The organism is Rhizobium quercicola, assembly GCF_021168455.1.
Classification (GTDB): domain Bacteria; phylum Pseudomonadota; class Alphaproteobacteria; order Rhizobiales; family Rhizobiaceae; genus Ferranicluibacter; species Ferranicluibacter quercicola.
Genome location: NZ_JAJOZR010000005.1, coordinates 252,591 through 276,563 on the forward strand (window position 1 = coordinate 252,591; position 23,973 = coordinate 276,563).

22 protein-coding genes and 1 pseudogene are annotated in these 23,973 nt (G+C 65.1%); 17 read left to right on the forward strand and 6 right to left on the reverse strand.

What is annotated here, in order from left to right; genetic code table 11:
- The first annotated feature begins 40 nt into the window (after window positions 1–40).
- Both LRX75_RS09655 and LRX75_RS09660 read left to right on the forward strand, forming a co-directional pair.
- Window positions 41–472: an EamA family transporter gene (locus tag LRX75_RS09655; RefSeq protein WP_113151018.1), complete on the forward strand. Its 432-nt coding sequence runs from the start codon at window positions 41–43 to the stop codon at window positions 470–472.
- A 66-nt stretch (window positions 473–538) separates the two neighbouring features.
- The gene (locus LRX75_RS09660) at window positions 539–1,537 is read left to right on the forward strand and encodes an NAD(P)H-quinone oxidoreductase (RefSeq protein WP_231813810.1); all 999 of its coding nucleotides are present in this window, start codon (window positions 539–541) and stop codon (window positions 1,535–1,537) included.
- Between the two features lie 401 nt (window positions 1,538–1,938).
- Here LRX75_RS09660 and LRX75_RS09665 read toward each other — a convergent pair whose 3' ends face one another.
- The gene (locus LRX75_RS09665; protein WP_231813812.1) at window positions 1,939–2,676 is read right to left on the reverse strand and encodes a DUF3750 domain-containing protein; all 738 of its coding nucleotides are present in this window, start codon (window positions 2,674–2,676) and stop codon (window positions 1,939–1,941) included.
- Window positions 2,677–2,815: 139 nt separating this feature from the next.
- Between LRX75_RS09665 and LRX75_RS09670 the strand changes: the two genes are divergently transcribed.
- The 4 genes from LRX75_RS09670 (at window position 2,816) to betB (ending at window position 7,677) form a co-directional block, all read left to right on the forward strand.
- Window positions 2,816–3,826, forward strand: coding sequence for an asparaginase (locus tag LRX75_RS09670; protein WP_231813814.1), 1,011 nt, complete (start codon window positions 2,816–2,818; stop codon window positions 3,824–3,826).
- Between the two features lie 124 nt (window positions 3,827–3,950).
- A complete protein-coding gene (betI, locus tag LRX75_RS09675; RefSeq protein WP_231813816.1) occupies window positions 3,951–4,562 on the forward strand; it encodes a transcriptional regulator BetI in 612 nt (203 codons plus the stop codon).
- The gene (gene betC, locus LRX75_RS09680; protein ID WP_338110298.1) at window positions 4,559–6,100 is read left to right on the forward strand and encodes a choline-sulfatase; all 1,542 of its coding nucleotides are present in this window, start codon (window positions 4,559–4,561) and stop codon (window positions 6,098–6,100) included. Before betI ends, betC begins: the two co-directional genes overlap by 4 nt.
- Window positions 6,101–6,213: 113 nt before the next feature.
- Window positions 6,214–7,677, forward strand: a complete 1,464-nt coding sequence (betB, locus tag LRX75_RS09685) for a betaine-aldehyde dehydrogenase (protein ID WP_231813818.1) — start codon at window positions 6,214–6,216, stop codon at window positions 7,675–7,677.
- On the opposite strand, the gene LRX75_RS09690 is transcribed toward betB, so the two are convergent.
- Complete coding sequence (locus LRX75_RS09690; RefSeq protein ID WP_231813820.1) at window positions 7,671–8,039, reverse strand: helix-turn-helix domain-containing protein; 369 nt, start codon at window positions 8,037–8,039, stop codon at window positions 7,671–7,673. The two genes, betB and LRX75_RS09690, sit on opposite strands and share 7 nt — an antisense overlap.
- A gap of 6 nt (window positions 8,040–8,045) precedes the next feature.
- Window positions 8,046–8,291 (reverse strand): type II toxin-antitoxin system RelE family toxin, encoded by a 246-nt coding sequence (locus LRX75_RS09695; RefSeq protein ID WP_231813822.1) that lies wholly within the window; start codon window positions 8,289–8,291, stop codon window positions 8,046–8,048.
- Window positions 8,292–8,389: 98 nt separating this feature from the next.
- On the opposite strand from LRX75_RS09695, the gene betA reads away from it, so the two are divergent.
- On the forward strand, window positions 8,390–10,054 hold the full coding sequence (betA, locus tag LRX75_RS09700) for a choline dehydrogenase (RefSeq protein WP_231813824.1): 1,665 nt from the start codon (window positions 8,390–8,392) through the stop codon (window positions 10,052–10,054).
- A gap of 6 nt (window positions 10,055–10,060) precedes the next feature.
- On the opposite strand, the gene LRX75_RS09705 is transcribed toward betA, so the two are convergent.
- On the reverse strand, window positions 10,061–10,510 hold the full coding sequence (locus tag LRX75_RS09705; protein ID WP_231813826.1) for a transposase: 450 nt from the start codon (window positions 10,508–10,510) through the stop codon (window positions 10,061–10,063).
- Between the two features lie 332 nt (window positions 10,511–10,842).
- Between LRX75_RS09705 and LRX75_RS09710 the strand changes: the two genes are divergently transcribed.
- Complete coding sequence (locus LRX75_RS09710; RefSeq protein ID WP_231813989.1) at window positions 10,843–11,139, forward strand: hypothetical protein; 297 nt, start codon at window positions 10,843–10,845, stop codon at window positions 11,137–11,139.
- Between the two features lie 31 nt (window positions 11,140–11,170).
- Here LRX75_RS09710 and serA read toward each other — a convergent pair whose 3' ends face one another.
- Together serA and LRX75_RS23400 are read right to left on the reverse strand one after the other, a co-directional pair.
- Complete coding sequence (gene serA / locus LRX75_RS09715) at window positions 11,171–12,409, reverse strand: phosphoglycerate dehydrogenase (protein WP_231813828.1); 1,239 nt, start codon at window positions 12,407–12,409, stop codon at window positions 11,171–11,173.
- A gap of 258 nt (window positions 12,410–12,667) precedes the next feature.
- A pseudogene (locus tag LRX75_RS23400) lies at window positions 12,668–12,802 on the reverse strand (IS5/IS1182 family transposase); the annotation flags it as partial.
- Window positions 12,803–13,164: 362 nt separating this feature from the next.
- Between LRX75_RS23400 and LRX75_RS09720 the strand changes: the two are divergent.
- The 9 genes from LRX75_RS09720 to LRX75_RS09760 all read left to right on the forward strand — a co-directional run bounded on the left by LRX75_RS09720 (window position 13,165) and on the right by LRX75_RS09760 (window position 23,970).
- Entirely contained in the window at window positions 13,165–13,932 is a 768-nt protein-coding gene (locus LRX75_RS09720) for a phosphoadenylyl-sulfate reductase (RefSeq protein ID WP_231813830.1), read from the forward strand.
- A gap of 46 nt (window positions 13,933–13,978) precedes the next feature.
- Window positions 13,979–14,932 carry a sulfate adenylyltransferase subunit CysD gene (cysD, locus tag LRX75_RS09725; protein ID WP_231813832.1) on the forward strand — a complete coding sequence of 318 codons (954 nt, stop codon included), beginning with the start codon at window positions 13,979–13,981 and terminating at the stop codon, window positions 14,930–14,932.
- The gene (cysN, locus tag LRX75_RS09730; RefSeq protein WP_231813834.1) at window positions 14,932–16,479 is read left to right on the forward strand and encodes a sulfate adenylyltransferase subunit CysN; all 1,548 of its coding nucleotides are present in this window, start codon (window positions 14,932–14,934) and stop codon (window positions 16,477–16,479) included. The genes cysD and cysN overlap by 1 nt, the downstream gene beginning before the upstream one ends.
- 85 nt (window positions 16,480–16,564) lie before the next feature.
- Window positions 16,565–16,771, forward strand: coding sequence for a heavy-metal-associated domain-containing protein (locus tag LRX75_RS09735; RefSeq protein WP_231813836.1), 207 nt, complete (start codon window positions 16,565–16,567; stop codon window positions 16,769–16,771).
- A 109-nt stretch (window positions 16,772–16,880) separates the two neighbouring features.
- Complete coding sequence (locus tag LRX75_RS09740; RefSeq protein ID WP_231813838.1) at window positions 16,881–19,382, forward strand: heavy metal translocating P-type ATPase; 2,502 nt, start codon at window positions 16,881–16,883, stop codon at window positions 19,380–19,382.
- Window positions 19,379–19,825, forward strand: coding sequence for a Cu(I)-responsive transcriptional regulator (gene cueR, locus LRX75_RS09745; protein ID WP_231813840.1), 447 nt, complete (start codon window positions 19,379–19,381; stop codon window positions 19,823–19,825). The genes LRX75_RS09740 and cueR overlap by 4 nt, the downstream gene beginning before the upstream one ends.
- Window positions 19,826–19,899: 74 nt before the next feature.
- A complete protein-coding gene (locus LRX75_RS09750; protein WP_231813842.1) occupies window positions 19,900–21,054 on the forward strand; it encodes an amidohydrolase in 1,155 nt (384 codons plus the stop codon).
- Between the two features lie 117 nt (window positions 21,055–21,171).
- On the forward strand, window positions 21,172–22,263 hold the full coding sequence (locus LRX75_RS09755) for an extracellular catalytic domain type 1 short-chain-length polyhydroxyalkanoate depolymerase (RefSeq protein ID WP_231813844.1): 1,092 nt from the start codon (window positions 21,172–21,174) through the stop codon (window positions 22,261–22,263).
- Window positions 22,264–22,437: 174 nt separating this feature from the next.
- Window positions 22,438–23,970: a cation:proton antiporter gene (locus LRX75_RS09760; RefSeq protein WP_231813846.1), complete on the forward strand. Its 1,533-nt coding sequence runs from the start codon at window positions 22,438–22,440 to the stop codon at window positions 23,968–23,970.
- Window positions 23,971–23,973: the final 3 nt, after the last annotated feature.

Consider the following 23,973-nt stretch of genomic DNA (forward strand, 5'->3'; position numbering starts at 1 on the left):
CCCGCGACCCACGATCAACGGCGCCGGAAAGGTCTGACCGATGCGATCCCTGTTTCTTTCCTGGCAGGCCTGGGCCCTGCTCTCGGCCGTCTTCGCGGCGCTCACCGCCATCTTCGCCAAGATCGGCATTGAGAACGTCAATTCGGACTTCGCGACCTTCGTGCGCACCGTGGTCATCCTCGCGGCGCTGGGATTGCTGCTCGCCATAACGGGACACTGGCAGTCGCCCGCCACCGTCTCGCCGAAAAGCTGGCTCTTTCTCGTCCTGTCGGGGCTTGCGACCGGCGCATCCTGGCTCTGCTATTTTCGCGCACTGCAGATCGGCGATGCGGCGCGGGTGGCGCCGGTCGACAAGATGAGCGTCGTTCTCGTCGCCCTCTTCGCCGTCCTGTTTCTCGGCGAAAAGCTGTCGGCCCTGCACACGCTCGGCATCGGCCTCATCGCCGTGGGCGGCGTCCTTCTGGTTCTGTAAGTGCCCGGCCTTTGACCCCATTGCGCAATGCCCTACCTCTTGCAGCAACCAAGCACAGGAGTTCCCATGCCGCTGCCGACGCAAATGACGTTCATCGACCTGCCCTCGCCCGGCGGACCGGATGCCATGGTGCTTGCCAAGGGCCCGCTGCCGCAGCTCGACGCCGGCCACCTGCTGGTGCGCGTCGAGGCCGCCGGCATCAACCGGCCGGATGTGATGCAGCGCAAGGGGCTCTATCCCGCCCCGCCCGGCGCGAGCCCCATCCTCGGATTGGAGGTTGCGGGCGAAGTGGTTGCCATAGGGGACGGGGCCGAAGGCTTTGCCATCGGGGACCGCGTGACGGCGCTCGCCAATGGCGGCGGCTATGCCGAATATTGCAGCGTGCCCGCGACGCAGGCTCTGCGCTGGCCGACCGGCTATGACGCCGCCCGCGCCGCGGCACTGCCGGAAACCTTCTTCACCGTCTGGGCGAACGTGTTCCAGATGGCGGATCTGGTGGAGGGAGAATCCATCCTCATTCATGGCGGCTCGAGCGGCATCGGCACGACGGCAATCCAGCTCGCCGGCGCCTTCGGGGCGCAGGTCTTCGTCACCGCCGGCAGCGGCCCGAAATGCGAGGCCTGCCTCTCCCTCGGCGCCGTCAGGGCCATCGACTATAAGCAGGAGGATTTCAAGGAGGTCATCCTGGCGGAAACCGGGGGGCGCGGCGTCGATGTCATCCTCGACATGATCGGCGCCTCCTATTTCGAGCGCAACCTCGAATGCCTCGCAACCGACGGCCGGCTTTCCATCATCGCCTTCCTCGGCGGCGCCAAGGTGGAGAGCGCCAATATCGCCCCGATCCTCTCCAAGCGCCTCCGCATCATGGGCTCGGCCCTTCGCCCGCGCACGGCCGTGGAAAAGGAAGCGATCCGCGACGATCTGGAGGACAATGTCTGGCCGTTGCTCGACGACGGCACCGTCGCCCCTGTCATGAGCGCCGTCCTGCCCTTCGCCAACGTCGCCGAGGCCCACCGGCTGATGGAGGAGAGCGGCCATATCGGTAAGATTGTGATTACTCTTTAGCGATGCGGCGTGGCGTTCACGCCGCAACAAGCAAACGTCATTCTTCGTGATCGCCGTTGCTGAACCGATCTGAAAGAAGGACTTGCACTTCTTCGAAAATCACCTATCTTTTCCTCATGTTCAACGTAATGAAAGGAAGGTGGTCCAATGTCTAATGAGATTTCGGTACTCGTAACGGACACGGGAAGCATGGTTGCGGAAACGAGGCAGCCCTCGCTCTGAGCCTTCCTTCTACGGACTGAGCCAGCAGCCAGTCCGGGCCGTTTACGGGCCGTATTTCGTGGAAAGGGTCGCTAACGCGGCCCTTTTTCCGTTTCAGGGATTCGTCAGGCGCCGGCAGGGCTCGCGCTTTCCACGGCATCCGTTAAACGTAAACGTAGAATTACTATTGACGGCAGCCCTTAGACCCCCAGCCGTCCGAAAGCGGGGATCTTGAGCGCGGGGCGTGCGAAATCCACGCCGGCGACGAGACCGAGGAAATGCAGCTCGAACCCGCTGCGCACCCCGGCGGAGATGCCGAGCAGACCGTAGAGCGTGGCATGCATGTCGCGACCGTCGGCATCGATCGAAAACAGCCTGCCCTCCGGCAGGTAATCGCGCCCGACGGCATCCGGCGGCAGCACGGCGCCGAGATCGGGCACGGTGCGCAGCACATGCGCGACGAAGGTGTTGGAGTTCGGACCCGGCCAGATGCGGTAGGCGCCGGGCGTGGCATAGGGGTAGGACTGGATCGCCGCCTCGACCTGCGGGATGAGCCGTGCCGCCTCCGCGCCCGTGATGGCGACGACCACGTTCGGCCGGTTGGAATACCAGGCACCGTCGGCCTCGCGCATGTTGCGCCGGATGGGCGTCCCCCAGCCGACCTTGTCATAGCGGTTGTAGACGCGATCCCCCGCCGCCTTCGTCACGATCCAGGCATGGCTCGCGACCGCGCCTTTCAGACCGCCTGTCGCCGCCGAGAGCACATAGACGGCGGCCTCGCCGTCCGCTGTGGCCTTGGGCAGCACGCCCGACGAGGACCAGTCGGCATTGCGCCAGCTCTCCGGACGCTCCCGGACATACCAGAGGCCGGCCGATGCCAGTGCCGGCAGGAGATAGACGACGAGGATGCCAAGCAGGAGAATACGGATCAAATTCATGCAATGTCCGGGTTTGACGGGGAAGCGCGATCGGTTATGGCAGGGGATGGAAAGCCGCGGTGATCTCGCAAGAGAGATCGTCGTGCCGGGAACGGATGGCAAGATCCGCACCGAAATGTGATGACGAGAGGCTTGTGACATGACGAATCCGGTACTGGTCGAGGTGACGCGCGGGCCTCTGGTGGAAAGCCGCCATCGCGGCATGGTGATCGCGGTCGATGGCGACGGCCGTACCGTCTTCTCCCTCGGCGATGTCGATGCCGCCATCTTCCCGCGGTCCGCCTGCAAGGCGATGCAAGCCCTGCCCCTCGTTGAGACCGGCGCCGCCGACGCTTACGGGCTCGACCAGCGGATGCTCGCGCTCGCCTGCTCCTCCCACAACGGCGAGCCGGAACATGCGGCCCTTGCCGCCGACATGCTGGCGCTGGCCGGGCGCGACGTCTCGACGCTCGAATGTGGCGCCCACTGGTCTTTCAGCCAGCCGGTGCTGATCGACCAGGTGCGGGCGATGGACAAGCCGAACGCGCTGCACAACAACTGCTCCGGCAAGCATTCCGGCTTCATCTGCGCCGCCTGTCATGCGGGCGTCGATCCGCAAGGCTATATCGGCTACGACCACTTCATCCAGCGCGAGATCCGCGATGCGATGGAAAGCCTGACGGGCGCCGCCCTCGGCCACGACAATTGCGGCATCGATGGCTGCGCCATCCCGACCTACGCCGTGCCGCTGAAGGGTCTCGCCCACGGCTTTGCAAAGATGGCGACCGGAACGGGCCTTGCCCCCGAGCGCGCCAGAGCCGCGCGCCGGCTGATCGACGCCTGCATGGCCGAGCCCTTCTACGTCGCGGGAACGAAACGCGCCTGCACCCGCCTCATGCAGATCGCGCCGGGCCGCATCTTCGCCAAGACCGGTGCGGAAGGGGTCTTCTGCGCCGCCATTCCCGAACAGGGCATCGCCATCGCGCTCAAATGCGAGGACGGCACCACCCGCGCCGCGGAAGCGATGATCGCCGCAACGCTCGCCCGCTTCTTCCGCGACGAGCCCGAGATCGAAGCTGCCTTGCTGGCGGAAGCGACGACGTCGATGCACAACTGGAACGGCATGCATGTCGGCGATGTCAGAGTCACCGAGGCCTTCGGCCGCGCCTGAAAGCAGAACCCTCGGCAGGTTACAGCGCGTTCCGCAATGACTCCATGCGCGAAGCCGCACCCTCTTTTTTTCTTGATTGACGGATCAATCAAAATTAAGCTCTCGCCGACGACGGGAGATGCGGATGCCGAAGGTCGGAATGGAGCCGGTGCGCCGAAAGGCTTTGGTCGATGCTGCCATCAGCGCCATCGGGGACCAGGGCACGCTCGCCGTGACCATGTCGGATATCGCCCGCCGCGCCGGCGTCTCCCCTGCACTCGCCCATCACTATTTCGGCAGCAAGGACCAGCTGCTGACGGAAACCATGCGCTCGCTGCTGCGCGACCTGCGCCGCGATACCGTGTCGGCACTGGCCGAGGCTGACGGCCCCCGCGCCCGCGTCTCGGCCATCATCCGCGTCAGCTTCCATGCCGGGCAGTTCGCGCCGGAAACGGTGGCCGCCTGGCTTGCCTTCTACACCGAGGCACAGCGCTCGGAAGCCGTCCGCCGGCTGCTGGCGCTCTACGCCCGCCGTCTGCACTCGAACCTGACGGCCAGCCTCTCGCAGCTCTGCCCGAAAACCGAGGCCTCGCGCATCGCCGAGGCGACGGCCGCGCTGATCGACGGCCTCTACATCCGCCGTGCCCTGGGCGCCGCGCCGCTGACGACCGAGCGGTCCATCGCGCTGGCGGAAGACGCCGTCGATGCCGCCCTCGCCCGTCTCGCGCCCCCACAAGAGAAAGGATCCGCCGCGTGAGCCCCGTCGAGAGCAGCAAGCCGAACATCCTGATCATCATGGTCGACCAGCTCAACGGAAAACTCTTTCCGGACGGCCCGGCGGAATGGCTGCACGCGCCGCACCTGAAGGCTCTCGCCGCGCGCTCGGCCCGCTTCGTCAACAACTACACCTCGTCGCCGCTCTGCGCGCCGGCCCGCGCCTCTTTCATGGCGGGCCAGCTGCCGAGCCGCACCGGCGTCTACGACAATGCGGCGGAATACGTTTCCTCCATTCCCACCTTCGCCCATCATCTGCGCCGGGCCGGCTACTATACGGCGCTCTCCGGCAAGATGCATTTCGTCGGCCCCGACCAGTTGCACGGCTTCGAGGAGCGGCTGACGACGGACATCTACCCTGCGGATTTCGGCTGGACGCCGGACTATCGCAAGCCCGGCGAGCGGATCGACTGGTGGTACCACAACCTCGGCTCCGTCACCGGCGCGGGCGTGGCCGAGATCACCAACCAGATGGAATATGACGACGAGGTCGCCTTTCTCGCCGAGCAGAAGATCTATCATCTCGCGCGCGACATCGGCGCCGCCGGACGCCGGCCCTGGTGCCTGACGGCCTCCTTCACCCATCCGCACGACCCCTACGTGGCCCGCCGCCGGTTCTGGGATCTCTACGAGGACTGCGCTCATCTTCTGCCCGACGTCGGCATGCTGGAAACGCAGGACCCGCATTCCCAGCGCCTGATCGCGGCCTGCGACTATGCCAGCTTCACCGTAACCGAGACCGACATCCGCCGCTCGCGGCAGGCCTATTTCGCGAATATCTCATACATCGACGAAAAGGTCGGCCGGCTCGTGGACACGCTGGAACGGACGCGCCAGCTGGACGACACGCTGATCCTGTTCTGCTCGGACCATGGCGACATGCTGGGCGAACGCGGCCTGTGGTTCAAGATGAACTTTTTCGAGGGCTCCGCCCGCGTGCCGCTGATGATCGCGGGGCCGGGCGTCGCGCCCGGGCTGCACACGGCCCCCGTCTCCAACCTCGACGTCACCCCCACGCTCTGCGACCTCGCGGGCATCTCGATGGACGAGATCATGCCGTGGACGGACGGGGAAAGCCTGCGGCCCGTCATCGACGGCGCCGAGCGCGCCTCGCCCGTGCTGATGGAATATGCCGCGGAAGGATCGATCGCCCCGCTCGTCGCCATCCGCGAGGGCAAGTGGAAATACGTCCATTGCGCCGATGACCCCGACCAGCTGTACGATCTGGACGCCGATCCGCTGGAACTGGACAACCTTGCTCCATCCCCCCCGACCCCCGCCATCGCCGCAACGCTGGAGGCTTTCCGCCAGATGCGCGAGGCCCGCTGGGACATGCCGGCCTTCGATGCCGCCGTGCGCGAAAGCCAGGCCCGCCGCTGGGTGGTCTACGAGGCGCTGCGCAACGGCGCCTACTACCCCTGGGACCACCAGCCGCTGCAGAAAGCCTCCGAACGCTACATGCGCAACCACATGAACCTCGACAATCTCGAAGACTCCAAGCGATTTCCACGCGGAGAATGAAGGATGGCGAAAGCGCAACGGTCGATCTTTCTCAAAGGCCCATCTGGCCGAAGCATGAACCGTCCGGCCGACGAGGCCTCGAAAAAAAGAACCGCCCTGAAGGACAAGACAACATGAGAGCCCAGCCGAAAGCGTCCCACTTCATCGATGGCGCCTATGTCGAGGATACCGCGGGCACCCCGTTCGACAGCCTCTATCCCGCAACCGGCGAGGTCATCGCTAGGCTCCATGCCGCAACGCCCGCCATCGTCGAGCAGGCCGTGGCGGCGGCGAAACGGGCGCAGCCGGAATGGGCGGCGCTGAGCCCGACGGCACGCGGGCGGATTCTGAAGAAGGCGGCCGACATCATGCGGACGCGCAACCGCGAACTGTCGGAGCTGGAAACGCTCGACACCGGCAAGCCGATCCAGGAAACGATCGTCGCCGACCCCACCTCGGGCGCCGACAGCTTCGAGTTTTTCGGCGGTGTGGCGGCTGCGGCGCTGAACGGCGAGCACATCCCGCTCGGCGCCGACTTCGCCTACACCCGGCGTGTGCCGATCGGCGTCTGCGTCGGCATCGGCGCCTGGAACTACCCCCAGCAGATCGCCTGCTGGAAGGCGGCACCGGCGCTCGTTTCGGGCAATGCGATGGTGTTCAAGCCCTCGGAAAACACGCCGCTCGGCGCGTTGAAGATCGCCGAGATCCTCATTGAGGCGGGGTTGCCGAAGGGGCTGTTCAACGTGATCCAGGGCGACCGGGACACCGGCCCCCTGCTCGTCGGCCATCCCGATGTCGGCAAGGTGTCGCTGACCGGCTCGGTGCCGACCGGACGCAAGGTCGCGGCCGCAGCGGCCGGCCAGCTGAAGCATGTCACCATGGAGCTCGGCGGCAAGTCGCCGCTGATCGTGTTCGAGGACGCCGATCTCGACAGCGCCATCGGCGGCGCGATGCTCGGCAATTTCTATTCGACCGGCCAGGTCTGCTCCAACGGCACGCGCGTCTTCGTGCAGAGGAGCGTCAAGGACCGCTTCCTCGCCGGCCTCAAGGCCCGCACGGAAAAGATCGTCATCGGCGACCCCATGGACGAGGCGACCCAGCTTGGGCCGATGGTCTCGCGGGCTCAGCGCGACAAGGTGCTCGACTACATCGAGACCGGCAAGGCGGAAGGCGCAACGCTCGTCACCGGCGGCGCTATCCCCAACGACGTACCGGCCGAAGGCACCTACATCCAGCCGACCGTCTTTGCCGATGTCACCGACACGATGACGATCGCCCGCGAAGAGATCTTCGGCCCTGTAATGTGCGTGCTGGATTTCGACGATGAGGACGAGGTCGTCGCCCGCGCCAACGCCACCGAATTCGGCCTCTCCGCTGGCGTGTTCACAAGCGACATCACCCGCGCCCACCGCGTGGTGGACAAGCTGGAGGCCGGCACGCTCTGGATCAACACCTACAATCTCTGCCCGGTCGAAATCCCCTTCGGCGGCTCCAAGCAGTCCGGCTTCGGCCGCGAGAATTCGGTGGCAGCACTCCAGCACTACACCGAGCTGAAGACGGTCTATGTCGCGATGGGCAAGGTCGAGGCGCCCTATTGATGGGCGTCGCGCTCCACCACGAGATCGTCCAGATCGACGTTCAGCGCCGTGGCGATGCGAGTCAGCACATCGACGGAGCCTGTTGTCGTGTTGCTCTCGATGTCCGAAAGGTCTTGTTCCGAAATATCTGCTGCTTCGGCGAGGGCGGCGGTAGAGATTTTGCGGTACTCCCGAAACGTCCTCACGCGACTGTCTGTCTCAAACAGTTCTTTCACCAGATCGAGAGGCCATGTCTCCTCGCCGGCAGCAATCCGCGCCATGATCGCGCTGGCCTGAAGTCCGTCGACCAGATCCTCGTAGTCGTCTTCGCTGAGGAGAACATAGTTCTTGCCGTCGATCGTCAGTTTTTGAACATCGCTCATTCGTCGTTACCTTTTATAGATGCTTCCGCGCGGCCCCGCGTCGATGACCGTAATCACGCGGCCCAGATCGTCGATCACGACGCGATCCTGTCCAACCCGGATGCGGAAATAAGGGTATCCCTGCATTTTCTTGATGTCGACAGCTTCACCACGCGCATAGGCGTCAAGTCTTGTAAAAATGGCAGCGCGGCGCTGTGGCTGCATCTTTTTCAAGCTTTTCTGCGCCTCGCGCGTCACGACGATCTCTTTCATCCGGCAAACATACCTCCGAGGAAATTCGACGGCGAGTCCTTTCATCGCAAGCAGCGCATTTGCCAGGACGTCTTTCACTAGGGCGACAGGATACCATTATGGAAGCAGACTTCATCATCATCGGCTCCGGGTCCGCCGGCTCCGCGCTTGCCTATCGCCTGTCCGAAGACGGCCGGAACACCGTGATCGTCATCGAGGCCGGGGGGTCCGATATCGGGCCGTTCATTCAGATGCCGGCGGCGCTCGCCTGGCCGATGAGCATGAAGCGATACAATTGGGGGTATTATTCGGAGCCCGAGCCGAACCTCAACAATCGCCGCATCAGCGCACCGCGCGGCAAGGTCATCGGCGGCTCCTCGTCGATCAACGGGCTCGTCTACGTGCGCGGCCACGCCGAGGACTTCAATCGCTGGGAAGCGCTCGGCGCCCGTGGCTGGGCCTATGCGGACGTGCTGCCCTATTTCAAGCGGATGGAGCACAGCCATGGCGGCGAGGAGGGATGGCGGGGCACCGACGGTCCGCTTCACGTGCGGCGCGGCCCGGTGAAGAACCCGCTCTTCCATGCCTTCATCAAGGCCGGAAGCGAAGCGGGCTTCGAGATGACGGAGGACTATAACGGCTCCAAGCAGGAGGGCTTCGGCCTGATGGAGCAGACGATCCACAACGGCCGCCGCTGGTCGGCCGCCAACGCCTATCTCCGTCCGGCCCTGAAGCGGGCGAACGTCTCCCTCCTGCGCGGCTTCGCGCGCCGCATCGTCATCGAGAACGGGCGGGCGACCGGCGTGGAGATCGAGCGCGGCGGCGCGATCGAGGTGATCCGAGCGAAGCGCGAGGTCATCGTCTCCGCCTCCTCGTTCAATTCGCCGAAGCTGCTGATGCTCTCCGGCATCGGTCCAGCCGCGCATCTCCAGTCGATGGGGATCGAGGTCAAGGCCGACCGACCGGGCGTTGGCGCCAACCTTCAGGATCATATGGAGTTCTACTTCCAGCAGGTCTCCACCAAGCCGGTCTCGCTCTATTCCTGGCTGCCCTGGTTCTGGCAGGGGGTCGCCGGGGCGCAATGGCTGATGACGCGGACGGGGCTCGGCAGCTCCAACCAGTTCGAGGCCTGCGCGTTCCTGCGTTCCGCGCCGGGGCTCAAGCAACCCGATATCCAGTATCACTTCCTGCCCGTCGCCATCTCCTATGACGGCAAGGCGGCGGCCAAGAGCCACGGCTTCCAGGTGCATGTCGGCTATAACCTGTCGAAATCGCGCGGCGCGGTGACCCTGCGCTCGTCCGATCCGAAGGCCGACCCGGTCATCCGCTTCAACTATATGAGCCATCCGGAAGACTGGGAGAAATTCCGCCACTGTGTCCGCCTCACCCGCGAGATCTTCCGCCAGCCGGCGTTCGACACCTATCGCGGCCCGGAGATCCAGCCGGGCGAGACCGTCACCAGCGACGAGGAGATCGACGCCTTCCTGCGCGAGCACCTGGAAAGTGCCTACCACCCCTGCGGCACCTGCCGCATGGGCGACGCGAGCGATCCGATGGCGGTGGTCGATCCGGAAACGCGCGTGATCGGCGTCGAGGGTCTGCGCGTCGCCGACTCCTCCATCTTCCCGCACGTCACCTACGGCAACCTCAACGGCCCCTCGATCATGACCGGCGAAAAAGCCGCCGACCACATCCTCGGCAAGCAACCCCTGCCGCGCTCGAACCAGGCGCCATGGGTGAACCCGCAGGCGGAAACGGGCGGGAGACGGATGTCGTCGCGATAGAGCAGTTCAACAATAGCGCGAAGCGATTTTGCGTTCTGAGGTTCCTAAGATCCAAACTCTCAACCAACAGATGACGGTCGCTGCTAGTTCGATTGCGCCCACGGAGTTTTTGATGTTGCGGTCGAAGCGGGTTGCGATGCGACGCCAGTCCTTGAGCCGACAGAACATTCGCTCGATGACGTTGCGCTGCTTGCAAGTGGCCCTGTCGTATTCGTACTTAATTTTGCGGTTCTTGCGCGTCGGGATGATGGCCTGGGTACCACGATCGTCGAACCACTCGCGCAGAGCCTGGCTGTCATAACTTTTGTTGGCGACGCTTTCAGCTTTAGATAACAGAGCCTCGAGAATTGCAACCTTGCAATCATGGGCGTTTCCGGGTGTCGGGAGCAGGATGTGAGAGCGGCCTTTTTGCTTGGAGCTTAGTATTCCGTCCACCTTTGGTGCGGCCGATACCAAGAGCCACGGCCCCCTTTTTCCTCAACCTGATCAGCGGTGGACCGTGATGTAACGGCTGTCGATGAACAGCCGGTCCTGCGCATCATCGGCCCCGCCATCGTACTGAAGATGTCCTCCCAGATGTCGCGTTCGGACCATCGGACAAAGCGGGCGTAGAGTGTCTTCTTCGGTCCATAGACATCTGCACAATCGGCCCAACGGCAACAACAGCGCAGCGCATTGAAAGTCCCGAGACCCGGCGGTCATCCACGCGCGGCTTGCCTCGCACATCTATCGGTGAATGCGGCTCTATCCGCTCCCACTGCGCGTCGGAAAGCCAGAAGAAATCAGACATGCAACTGCCTCTTTTGCTGAGGCGAGTGAATCACGTCGAAGTGCGCAATGAAACCAAATTATTGGTACAGAACCTGGCAAGTGTGCCCGCGCCTCGCCACGGACCGCGTAATGTTCTCGATGTGCTTGCAACCCAAATCATGAAGCAGATCGGCTCCTACGAGCAGGCACGCTATGCCATACCGGGTACGCCGACGGGTCGGCAGGCACGACGGCCGGTTTCGGCCGCAGGACAAGGCGGCATGATGGACGTTTCGCGTATCCGTCTAACGGGGTGCAGCACCTGCTCGTCGTAACGGCATCCGCCATCGCGTCAGGCGCCACGCGTCAATAAAGCAATCTCGTCCTGATCGTGCCGGGTATCGCGCGGAGCACCTGAAGGATTTCGTCCGCGGCCTGATCGACACTCTCGACTTCGATGACCACGTAACCCGTGTCGCCGTGGGTCTGCAGGAACTCGGCGAAGATGTTCACCCCGCGCGACGAGAAGATTTCGTTCAAGCGGTTGAGCATGCCGGGGCGGTTTTCGTGGACGTGGATGAAGCGCGTTCCGTTCGGGCGCTCGGGCAACTGGACCTGCGGAAAGTTGACCGCGCCCATCGTCGAGCCGATGTCGGAGTACTCGACCAGCTTTCTGGCGACTTCCCCGCCGATGCGCTCCTGTGCCTCTTCGGTCGAGCCGCCAACATGTGGTGTCAGAATGACGTTGTCCAGGCCCTGCAGCGGGCTTTCGAAACGCTCGTTGTTGGAAGCCGGTTCCTTGGGAAACACATCGATCGCGGCACCTGCCAGATGGCCTTCCCTCAGCACTTTCGCAAGCGCATCGAGATCGACGACGGTGCCGCGGGCGTTGTTGATGAAGATGGCGCCCTTCTTCATGCGGCGCAGCTCGGCTTCCGTGATCATGTTGTGCGTCGAAGCCGTCTCCGGGACATGCATCGTCACATAGTCGGATATGTCGAGAAGCTCGCCGAGCGACGCCATCGACTCGGAATTTCCGCGGCGCAGCCTGTCGGAGAGATCGAAATAGCGGACCACCATCCCCATGCTTTCGGCGAGCGCACTCAGCTGCGAGCCGATATTGCCGTAGCCGACGATGCCGAGGGTTTTGCCGCGAACCTCGTGGCTGCCGACAGCGGATTTCTCCCATCCGCCCTGATGTGCGGACGCCGACCGCGGAAAGATCTGCCGCGTCAGCATGATGATCTCGCCGATCACAAGTTCGGCCACCGAGCGGGTGTTCGAATACGGCGCATTGAAGACCGGAATCCCACGACGCCGCGCCGCGTCCAGATCGACCTGATTGGTACCGACGGAAAAACAACCGACCGCGATGAGCTTCCTGGCGGACTCGAAGATCTCTTCCGTCAGTTGCGTCCGGGACCGGATGCCGATGATATGTGCATCGGCGATATGGGCCTTGAGATCCTTGTCATCGAGCGCTTTGGGCAGATGCACGAGGTTGGTGTATCCACATGACGTGAAATAATCGACGGCGCTCTGGCTGATGCCTTCAAGCAGAAGCACGGAGATTCGGTCACGTGCGAGAGACAGCTGGCGAGGCATGAATGAACCTTCGTTTTCCGGTTTCGGAACAGGTGATGTCGTCTGCCGACCACGATGGCCCGCTTCACCGGTGGTTTGCGATCATCCGACAGAAAGCACAAGCAACCGGAAGCTGCTCATGCACACGCCGTGATAGGTGGATGCCACCGCTGATGGATGGTTTCGTTCCATCAGCGGTGAATGGCGGCTTGGGTGCAACGATGGCATTCACAACGATGCGTGGAGCGGTTCAGATGCGTTATTATCTATGGTCCGGACTCATAACCACCAGATGACGGTCGCTGCGAGTGCGATTGCGCCCATGAAGTTTTTGATGTTGCGGTCGAAGCGGGTTGCTATGCGACGCCATTCCATCAGGCGACAGAACCTACGCTCGATGTCGTTGCGCCGCTTTTATGTGGTCTTGTCGTATTAGTACTGGATTCTGCGGTTCTTGCGCGGCGGGATGATGGCTTGGGTACCACGATCGTTGAGCCTTACCATTGGCATTCGAGCCGCATGGCACGTCGACTTATCGTGAGGTCACCGCAACACCGCATCCTCTGTCAGGTGTTTACGGTCTCGTTCGACAATCGTGCCGACACCTCGCATCTCAAGGCCCAAGACCTGTTGCCGAAAAGCAAGGCAACCTCCGTTTTTCCGCATCCGCACCGATCGGAGTGATATTTGCTCCGATCTCCGGCCATTGGAAATCCGTTTTTCTGTCTTTTATCAGCCAAGACTGCGATAAAGGCTGCAACCATACAGGATAACCCATGACATCCATGTCTCTTGAAACAACTGCGGCGGCGCTGGCCCGGCAGCTGGAATGTCTCACCCTCGGCGAGAGGCTGGCGCTGGTCGCCTCTCTCGACGGGCGGGCCGTCTTCACCACCAGCCTCGGCATCGAAGATCAGGTCATCACGGCTGCCATCGGCACGGCGAAGCTCGACATCGCGGTGTCCACGCTCGAAACCGGCCGGCTGTTCAACGAGACCGTCGCCCTGATCGACACGACGGAGCAGACCTACGGCATCCTCATCAAGCGCTTTCATCCCGAGCAGGCCGATGTCGACGCCTATGCCGCAAGCTATGGCCTGAACGGCTTTTACGAGAGCATCGAGGCCCGCCACGCCTGTTGCGGCGTGCGCAAGGTGAAGCCGCTCGCCCGTGCGCTCGCCGGCGCGACCTACTGGATCACCGGCCTGCGCCGCGGCCAGTCCGGCAATCGCGCCGATACGCCCTTTGCCGAAGCCGATCTCGACCGCGGCCTGATCAAGATCAATCCGCTTGCCGACTGGGATATCGATACGATCCGCGCCTATGTCGTGGCCGAAGCGATCCCGGTCAATCCGCTGCACGCCCGCGGCTATCCCTCGATCGGCTGCGAGCCCTGTACGCGGGCCATCAAGCCCGGCGAGCCGGAGCGCGCCGGACGCTGGTGGTGGGAAAACGACGAAACCCGCGAATGCGGCCTGCACGTGGCGGACGCCGCTTCGCAGCCGATACCCGACACGAAGGCGATGGCCGGTAGCGCTGCCTGACGCGCGCCCCGCCCGACCCCGACCGAACGAGACTGGAGACCACCCGATGTCCCTGACGCTTCCGGAAACGGAACTTCACAATCCGCAGAGCGCCCGCCCGCCGCTCGACCCGCATCTCAAGGCGCTCGAGAACGAAGCCATCCACATCTTCCGCGAAGTGGCCGGCGAGTTCGAAAAGCCCGTGATGCTCTATTCCGTCGGCAAGGACAGCTCCGTTCTGCTGCACCTCGCGCGCAAGGCGTTCTACCCCGGCCGCGTGCCCTTTCCGCTGCTGCATGTGAACACCGGCTGGAAATTTGCCGAGATGATCGCGTTCCGCGACGAGATCGTCGAGCGCTACGACCTCGACCTGATCGAGCACATCAACCCGCGCGGTGCGGCGGAGAACGTCACGCCGTTCACCCACGGCTCGGCGCTCTATACCGACATCATGAAGACCGAGGGTCTGCGCCAGGCACTGGACGCCGGCGGTTTCGATGCGGCCTTCGGCGGTGCACGCCGCGACGAGGAGGCCAGCCGCGCCAAGGAACGCATCTACTCGTTCCGCACGCCCGACCACCGCTGGGACCCGCGCAACCAGCGCCCGGAACTCTGGAACGTCTATAACGGCATGATCCGCAAGGGCGAGAGCGTGCGCGCCTTCCCGCTGTCGAACTGGACCGAAGTCGATATCTGGCGCTACATCCAGGCCGAGGAAATCCCGATCGTCCCCCTCTACTTCGCGGCGGAGCGCCCGGTCGTCGAGCGCGACGGCATGATGATCCTGGCGGAAGATCCGCGGCTGGAGCTGCAGCCCGGCGAAGCCAAGCGCCAGGAGCTGATCCGCTTCCGCACGCTCGGCTGTTTCCCGCTGACCGGCGCCATCCGCTCCAGCGCCACCACGCTGGCCGACATCATCGCAGAACTCGAGACCGCGACCGTTTCCGAACGTCAGGGCCGCGCCATCGACCGGGACCAGTCCGGTTCGATGGAGAAGAAAAAACGCGAAGGATATTTCTGATGACCGTTTCCGCTTCCACAGGCAGCCATGCCGCCGGTGTCCAGGCTTCGGGCCATACGGGCGTCAGCGCAAGCGAGGCCAAGATCTCCGGCAACGTTACGGCCTTCACCGGCTCGGATGCGCGCGCACCCCGCGACAGCCGTCCCCTGCGCCTCATCACCTGCGGCAGCGTCGACGATGGCAAGTCGACGCTGATCGGCCGGCTTCTCTGGGACACCAAGGCCGTCAAGGAAGACCAAGCGGCGACGCTGGCCCGCGACTCCAGCGGCAAGCAGAACGATCTCGGCCTGCCGGACTTCGCCTTGCTTCTCGATGGCCTCCAGGCCGAGCGCGAACAGGGCATCACCATCGATGTGGCCTATCGCTATTTCGCGACCGAAAACCGCTCCTTCATCGTCGCCGACACCCCCGGCCACGAGCAGTACACCCGCAACATGGCGACCGGCGCCTCCACGGCCGACCTCGCCATCCTGCTGGTCGATGCTCGCGTCGGTCTGCTCGAGCAGACGCGCCGCCATGCCACCATCGCCACGCTGATGGGCATTCGCCAGTTCGTGCTGGCGGTCAACAAGATCGACCTCACCGGCTACGATCGCGCCCGCTTCGACGCGATCAGCCATGATTTCCGCGAGCTGGCCCTGTCGCTCGGCGTGCGTCAGGTCACGGCCATCCCGGTGTCCGCGCTGAAGGGCGAGAACGTCGTCTATGACGGCCGCGCCTCCATGCCATGGTACGACGGCCCGACGCTGGTCGAGGTTCTCGAGCTGGCCACGGTCCGCTCCGGTCAGACGACCGGCTTCCGCCTGCCGGTCCAGCGCGTGTCGCGTCCGGGCGAAAGCTTCCGCGGCTATCAGGGCACCGTTGCCGGCGGCTCGGTCAAGCCGGGCGACAGCGTCGTCATCCTGCCCTCGGGCATGGTCGCCAACGTCACCAAGATCGTCACCTTCGACCTCGTGCGCAATGCGGCCGTGGCCGGCGATGCGATCACACTCGTGCTCGATCGTCAGGTAGACGTGTCGCGCGGCGATATGATCGTCGCCATCGACAGCCAGCCCCAGACCGGCGTCGCCTTCGATGCGCAGATCGTGGCCCTGCAGCCGGACGGCATCCAGCCGAACAAGCGCTACTGGCTGAAGAGCGGCTCCCGCCGCCAGCGCGTCAGCGTCGAGCCGGTCAGCCAGCTGGACCTGAAGAGCGGCAAGTGGGGGCCCTCCGACGCGCTCTCGATGAATGCCATCGGCAAGGTGCATCTCGCCTTCGACGAGCAGGCCATGTTCGACGCCTACGAGCAGAACCGCACGACGGGCGCGTTCATCCTGATCGACCCCGACACCAACAACACGGTGGCCGGCGGCATGATCACGGGCAAGCGCTCCTCGCTCGGCGGCATCCATACCGAGGAGACCCGCGTCCTCCTGTCCCTGCCCGCCGATCTGGCCGACCGGATCCTGGCCAGCGACCTCGTCGCCGGTCGCCGCGACGAGCTGGAAGTCCGCCGCATCTCGGCCGCACGCGCCCAGGATCTGCTGGATGCGCTCGACGGCTGATGCCGGGAGACGCTATAAAGTAAGCCTTGACCTTCCAAGTGTTGGAAGCCCTATCATGGGGACGGATCTGAAAGGAGACGTCCCCATGACTGTGTTCGACATACCCGACATGACCTGCGCCCACTGCAAGAGCACGGTGGAAAACGCGATCCGCAGCGTCGACGGCCAAGCCGGAGTGCGCATCGACCTTGCGGCGAAAACGGCGGATGTGGAAACCGACGCGAGCGCCGAAGAGATCGCCGCGGCCATCACGGCTGCCGGCTATACGCCCGGTCTTCGCGCCCCGCTCTGATCACTCCGTCTACCCCGGCTCTTCACGCGATCATTCCCGTCACGCCCCTTGACCTTCCCATGATGGGAAGCACTACCTATATCGGCAGATGACACACGGGATGCTCACTATGACCGCCCATACCCCGCTTCAACCACCTCTCACAGCCTCGAAGACGACGAGCTTCGCCATCGACGGCATGCGTTGCGCCTCCTGCGTGGCCCGGGTCGAAAAGGCCATTGCCGCCGTGCCCGGCGTGGTTGGCGCCAGCGTCAACCTCGCGACGGAGCGGGCAACCGTGACCCATGACGCGGCCCTTGAGCCGAAAAGAATCGTCGCGGCAATTGAGACCGCCGGCTATACGCCAAGGCTTGCCACCCACGCCTTTCCCATCGAGGGCATGAGCTGCGCATCCTGTGTGGCGCGGGTGGAAAAGGCGCTGGCGGCCGTGCCCGGCGTGCAGGAGGCCAGCGTCAATCTGGCGACGGAAACCGCGACCGTCCGGCTGGTCGAGGGTACGGATATCGCCGCGATCGAGGCCGCCATTGTCAAAGCCGGTTACGCCGTGCGGCCGCAGGCCGAGGGCCAGCCGGAGACGGACGCCGGCGACCGCCAGTCGCGGGAAGCCAGACGGCTCGCCCGCGCCTTCACCATTGCCGCCGTGCTCACCCTGCCGCTCTTCCTGCTCGAAATGGGCTCGCATGTCGTGCCCGCTATCCACGACGCTGTGATGGCGACGCTCGGCATGGACATGAGCCGCCGTCTGCAATTCGTGCTGGCGACGCTGGTTCTCTTCGGGCCCGGCCTCACCTTCTTCCGCAAGGGGGTGCCCAACCTGCTGCGGCTTGCGCCCGATATGAATGCGCTGGTCGTGCTCGGCACCTCGGCCGCCTGGTCCTACTCCGTTGTCGCCACCTTCATGCCATCCGTGCTGCCGCCGGGCACCGACAATGTCTATTTCGAAGCCGCAGCCGTCATCGTCACGCTCATCCTGCTCGGCCGGATGCTGGAAGCGCGCGCGAAAGGTCGCACCGGTCAGGCGATCCGCCGGCTGATGGGTCTTCAGGCGCGCACCGCGCGTGTGGTCCGGGCGGAGGGCGTCGTGGAGGTCGCTATCGGCGCGGTCAAGCCCGGCGATCGTGTGCTGATCCGCCCCGGCGAGAAAATCCCCGTCGATGGCGAGGTCGTGGAGGGGCGCTCGCTGGTCGATCAGTCGATGATGACCGGAGAGCCTCTGCCCGTCGCGGTCTCCGAAGGCGCATCCGTCGTCGGCGGCACGATCAACGGCACGGGCACCTTCACCTTCGTCGTGACGAAGACCGGAGCAGACACGCTGCTGTCGCAGATCATCCGCATGGTCGAGACGGCGCAAGGGGCGAAGCTGCCGATTCAGGCGATGGTGGACCGCATCACAGCGCGCTTCGTGCCCGCGGTGCTTGCCGCAGCGCTCCTGACCTTCGCGGCATGGCTCATCTTCGGGCCGACGCCGTCGCTCGCCCATGCGACGATCAACGCCGTCGCCGTCCTCATCATCGCCTGCCCCTGCGCCATGGGGCTGGCGACGCCGACCTCCATCATGGTCGGCACCGGACGTGCGGCCGAACTCGGCATCCTCTTTCGCAAGGGCGATGCGCTACAGGCCCTGCGCGATGTCGAGGTCATCGCTTTCGACAAGACGGGAACGCTGACACGAGGAAATCCGACGCTTACCGATTTCATCCTGATGCCCGGCTTCGAGCGGGCCGTCGTGCTTCGGCGGATCGCGAGCCTGGAGGCGCGGTCCGAGCACCCGATCGCCGCCGCCATCGTCGCCTCGGCCGAGCGGGACGGCATCCCCTTGGCGGACATCACCGACGTCGCCGCCCTGCCCGGCTCCGGCATCGAAGGCACCATCGACGGAGAGATCGTGCTGGTCGGCTCCGACCGTGCCATGCGCGAGGGCGGCATCGACGTTTCCGCGCTTGCCGCGCAGGCGGCCGAGCTTGGCGATGCCGGCAAGTCGCCGCTTTATGCGGCCATCGGCGGCCGGCTGGCAGCCGTGATCGCCGTGTCCGATCCGGTCAAGGACAGCAGCGCCTTGGCCATCGCGGCCCTGAAGGCCGAGGGCCTCAAGGTGGTGATGATCACCGGCGACAACAGCCGCACCGCCCATGCTATAGCCCGCGCGCTCGGCATCGACGAGGTGGTGGCGGACGTCCTGCCGGGCGGCAAGGTCGAGGCGGTACGGGCGCTGCGGAAAGACGCCCGTGTCGCCTTCGTCGGCGACGGCATCAACGACGCGCCGGCTTTGTCGGAAGCCGATATCGGCATCGCGCTCGGGACGGGAACCGACATTGCCATGGAAAGCGCCGATGTGGTGCTGATGTCGGGCGATCTCGCCGGCGTGCCGCGCGCCATCGCGATCAGCATGGCGACGATCCGCAACATCCGCCAGAACCTGTTCTGGGCTTTCGCCTACAATGTCGGCCTCGTGCCGGTGGCCGCGGGCATCCTCTACCCCGTAAGCGGCACGCTGCTGTCTCCCATGCTTGCCGCCGGCGCCATGAGCCTTTCCAGCGTCTTCGTCCTCGGCAACGCCTTGCGGCTGCGCCGCTTCTCCCCCGCGACCCTGCCGCACAGGATGCCATCATGAATATCGGCGAAGCCTCCAGAGCCTCCGGCGTCTCCGCAAAGATGATCCGCTACTACGAGCAGATCGGCCTGATCGCCCCCGCGCATCGCAGCGAGGCGCAATATCGCACCTACGCCGACACCGACGTGCACACGCTGCGCTTCATCCGTCGCGCCCGCGATCTCGGTTTTTCCGTCGAGCAGATGAAGACCCTGCTGGCACTCTGGCATGATCGCGCGCGCGCCAGCGGCGACGTGAAGGCGATCGCGCTCGAGCACATCGCCGAACTCGACCGCAAGGCCGCTGCCATCGCCGCGATGACCGCGACGCTGCGCCATCTCGCCAGCAACTGCCACGGCGACGCCCGGCCGGATTGCCCGATCCTCGACGATTTCGCCGATGCGCCACCGGAGACGGACATGCCCGAGTTTTCCGCCCGTTTCGGACGCGCGAACATCGGCTAGCCGGTTTGCACCTTGAGCATTGTCGCGCAGCCTCCACACGATATGATGGCCCGGTATCGAACGGGAGAGCCTGCATGTTTCTGACGGAGAGGGATCTGGTCGAGCTCGTGGCCTTTCGGCACGATCTGCACCGACACCCGGAGCTCTCGGGCGAGGAACGGGAAACGGCAGCGCGGGTGCAGGTGCATCTGGCGGCCCTCAAGCCCGACCGGGTGATCACCGGCCTTGGCGGCCATGGCGTGGCGGCTGTGTTTTCAGGCGTCGAAACGGGGCCGACGCTGCTGTTCCGTTGCGAGCTGGACGCCTTGCCGATCCCCGAAATCTCCGATGCCCCGCACCGCTCCGACAGTCCCGGTAAGGGACACCTTTGCGGGCATGACGGACATATGGCGATCCTCGCAGCGCTCGGCCGCGGCCTTGCCCGGCGGCGGCCCGTCCGCGGGCGCGTGGTGCTGATGTTCCAGCCGGCCGAGGAAACCGGCGCGGGCGCGGCCGCCGTGCTTGCCGATCCCGCCTTCGCCGACATCCGGCCGGATCTGTCCTTTTCGCTGCACAACCTGCCGGGCCTGCCGCTCGGCCATGTCGCGCTCGCCACTGGCCCCGTCAACTGCGCCTCGCGCGGCCTGCGCATCCGTCTCGATGGCAAGACGGCGCATGCCTCCATGCCCGAGACGGGCATCTCCCCGATGCAGGCCGTCTCCCGCCTGATGCCGCAGCTGACGGAACTGGGCAGAGGCGCGTTTCCCTCGGCGGATTTCGCCATGGTGACGCTGACCCATGCCGTCCTCGGTGAACCGGCCTTCGGCATCGCGCCCGGCCGCGCGGACGTCTGGGCGACGCTGCGCACGCTCACGGATGCCGGCATGTCCGACCTCTGCGCCCGCGCCGAAGCTCTGATCTCCGAGACGGCAGCGCAGGAAAGGTTGACCCTTTCCTACCACTATGAAGACATCTTCCATCATTGCGAAAACGCGCCGGAAGCCGTCGCGCATCTGCGGCAGGCTTTGACCGACGAGGGCATCGACCACGACGAGGCCGGGCTCCCGATGCGGGCTTCGGAGGATTTTGGCCGGTTCGCCGCCTGCGGCCCCTCGGCCATGCTGTTTCTCGGCAGCGGCGAGACACATCCGGCACTGCACAATCCCGATTACGATTTTCCGGATGTGCTGATCGAGCGCGGCGCGCGCATCTTCCTGCGGGTCATCGACACTGTATTAGAATTGTCGTAAATACGGACGCGGGACCACCGGTGCCCTTGTCTCGCCATGATGGCATCCCATCTGTTGTGCACTGCACCATGCGCCACCCCACATGTCCCGGGTCCGGCCCAGAGCTGGAGACGGCCCATGCGAAAATTATCCGACACGATCGAACGTCTGGCGCGCCTCAAGGTACGCCCGGACGGCCTGCAGCCAGCCACGTCCGGTTTGCAGCCGCTCGAGATCGTCGGCAGCAATCCCGGTGCGCTCACCGCCTGGTACCGCGCGCCTGAAAAGACAAAGACCGCGCCGCCTCTGGTCGTCGTGCTGCACGGCTGCACCCAGAATGCCGCCGGCTACGATCGCGGCTCCGGCTGGTCGGCGCTGGCAGAGGATTACGGTTTCGCCGTGCTGTTCCCCGAGCAGAGCCGCGGCAACAACGGCAATCTCTGCTTCAACTGGTTCTCGAAACCCGACGTGACGCGCGGATCGGGCGAGGTTCTCTCGATCCGGGAGATGATCGCCACGATGATCTCCGATCACGGGGTCGATCCGCGCCGCGTTTATGTCACCGGCCTGTCGGCCGGCGGGGCCATGGCGAACGCGCTGCTCGCCACCTATCCCGAGATCTTCGCCGGCGGCGCGATCATCGCCGGCCTGCCCCATGGCGTCGCCGGCAGCGTGCCCGAAGCCTTCGACCGCATGCGCGGCCATGGCCTGCCGGACGTGGACGGGCTGCAGGCGCGGCTCTCCGCCGCCTCCCCGCACAAGGGCCCCTGGCCGACCGTCTCGATCTGGCAGGGCACGGCGGACACCACCGTCGCCGACGCCAATGCCGGCGCGCTCATCGACCAGTGGCGCGGCGCGCTCGGCGTCGTCGAACGTCCGGAACGGGTCGAAACCGTGGATGGGCAGGAGCGGCACATCTGGGTGGACAAGACCGGGCGCGAAGTGCTGGATCTGTTCCTCGTGCACGGCATGGGCCATGGCACGCCGCTCGATCCGCAGAGCGGTTACGGCGAAGCCGCCCCCTATATGCTGGATGTCGGCATCGCCTCGACGGTCCACATCGCCCGCAACTGGGGCATCATCCCCTCCTTCGAGAAGAAGGCGCGCCCCGCCGTATCGGCCGGAACCGGGGCCTCTGCTGCCACGCCCGGCAGACCGGAAAACGTCAAGCCGGAAAGCGTGAAGGACGTCATCGAGAACGCCCTGCGGGCCGCAGGCCTGATGAAATAGGTGCCCGCCGCGCTCGCAACCTTGCGGAAACGCTCTTTCCCGACAGTCCTGCTCTGGACCACCGACGGCGGCTGAGGCAAAGTCGGTGCTGACATCACGCCAAGCCGGCCACATGCGGTGGGCGGCCTGCGGTACACGTCGGCGAAGAGGACATCGGGGGATGACGCAAGACCGATGAACTTCTTCGAAAGCCTCCTCGTCCTCCTTCTCGTCGCCATCGCCCTCCTGCAGGTGTCGCGGCGGCTGTCGGTGCCGTATCCCTCGATGCTGGCCATGGCCGGCGTTGCGGCGGCGCTGGTGCCGGGCGTTCCCTATATCGCGCTGGAGCCCGAAACGGCGCTCGCTTTGTTCATCGCGCCGGCCCTCATGGATGCCGCCTTCGATTTTCCGGTCAACACCGCGCGGCGTTACTGGGCGGCCTTGATCGTCTTTGCGGTCGGCGGCGTCGTGGCGACCGCCGCCGCCGTCGCCTTCATCGGCTGGTCCTATGCCGGCCTGCCCGTCGCCGCCGCCCTCGTGCTCGGCGCCATCGTCGCGCCGCCGGATGCCGCGGCCGCGACCGCCGTTCTCTCCGGCATGTCCATTCCCCGCAGCACGGATGCCGTTCTGCGGGGCGAAAGCCTGTTCAACGACGCGGCCGCCCTGCTGATCTTCGGCGCAGCCTTGTCGGTGCAGACGTCCGGCGGTCTCGGGCCGACGGTCGCGCTGCATTTCGCCGTTGCGGCACCGGGCGGCATCCTGCTCGGCATGGCCGCGGCCTGGCTTTCCGCCCGCGTCACCGGCTACGTCGCGGGAACGCTCGGCGGCAACCTCCTGCAGTTCGTCCAGACATTCCTTCTCTGGATCGTCGCCGAACATCTCGGCCTGTCGGCCGTGCTCGCCATCGTCGCCTTCGCCATGACCATCGCGGCCAGCAGCACCAGCCGCTCCTCGGCCCGCATGCGCGTGCAGTCCTATGCTGTCTGGAGCGCGGTCGTCTTCGTGCTCAACGTCATGGCCTTTCTGCTGATGGGCATGCAGGTGCGCGATATCATCGGTGGCATGACGACCGAGAGACTGCTGCATGCCTCGAGCTTCATCGCCGCCGTTGTGGTCACCGTCGTCGTGGTCCGGTTCGTCATCTGCATCGGCTTCAACCGCGTTCGCAATGCCTTGCTGCGGGACGAGGAGCCGACGGATGTGCGCCAGTCGGTCCTGGCGGCCTGGTGCGGCATGCGCGGCCTCGTCACGCTGGCGACGGCTTTCGCGCTGCCCTCCGATTTCCCGCAGAGAGATCTCGTGCTGCTGGCCGCCTTCGCTGTGGTGCTTGCGACCCTCGTCCTCCAGGGCCTGACGCTCGCACCGCTGATCCGGCTGCTCGGCCTCGACCGGCGCGAACAGGGCGCCCGCGACATGACCGGTTTCCGGCTCGAGATCGCCTCGGCCGGGCTCGACCGGATCGGCGACCGGACAGGACGGGAGGCCGAGCTGGTGCGGACCAAGTTCGCCATCGAACGGGCCGCACTGGCCGATACCGAAGGTGCGGAGGCGCTGCAGACCTATCGCGCGCTGGCGCTGGAAGCGATCGACGCCCAGCGAACGGCACTGGAGCGACTGCGAACCGGCAACCGCCTCAATGTCGACGAGTACAATCTGCTCCTGGAAGAGATCGACTGGCGCGAACTCGCCGTTCTGCCCGACGACCAGCGACGCATCGAGGAAACCTGACCT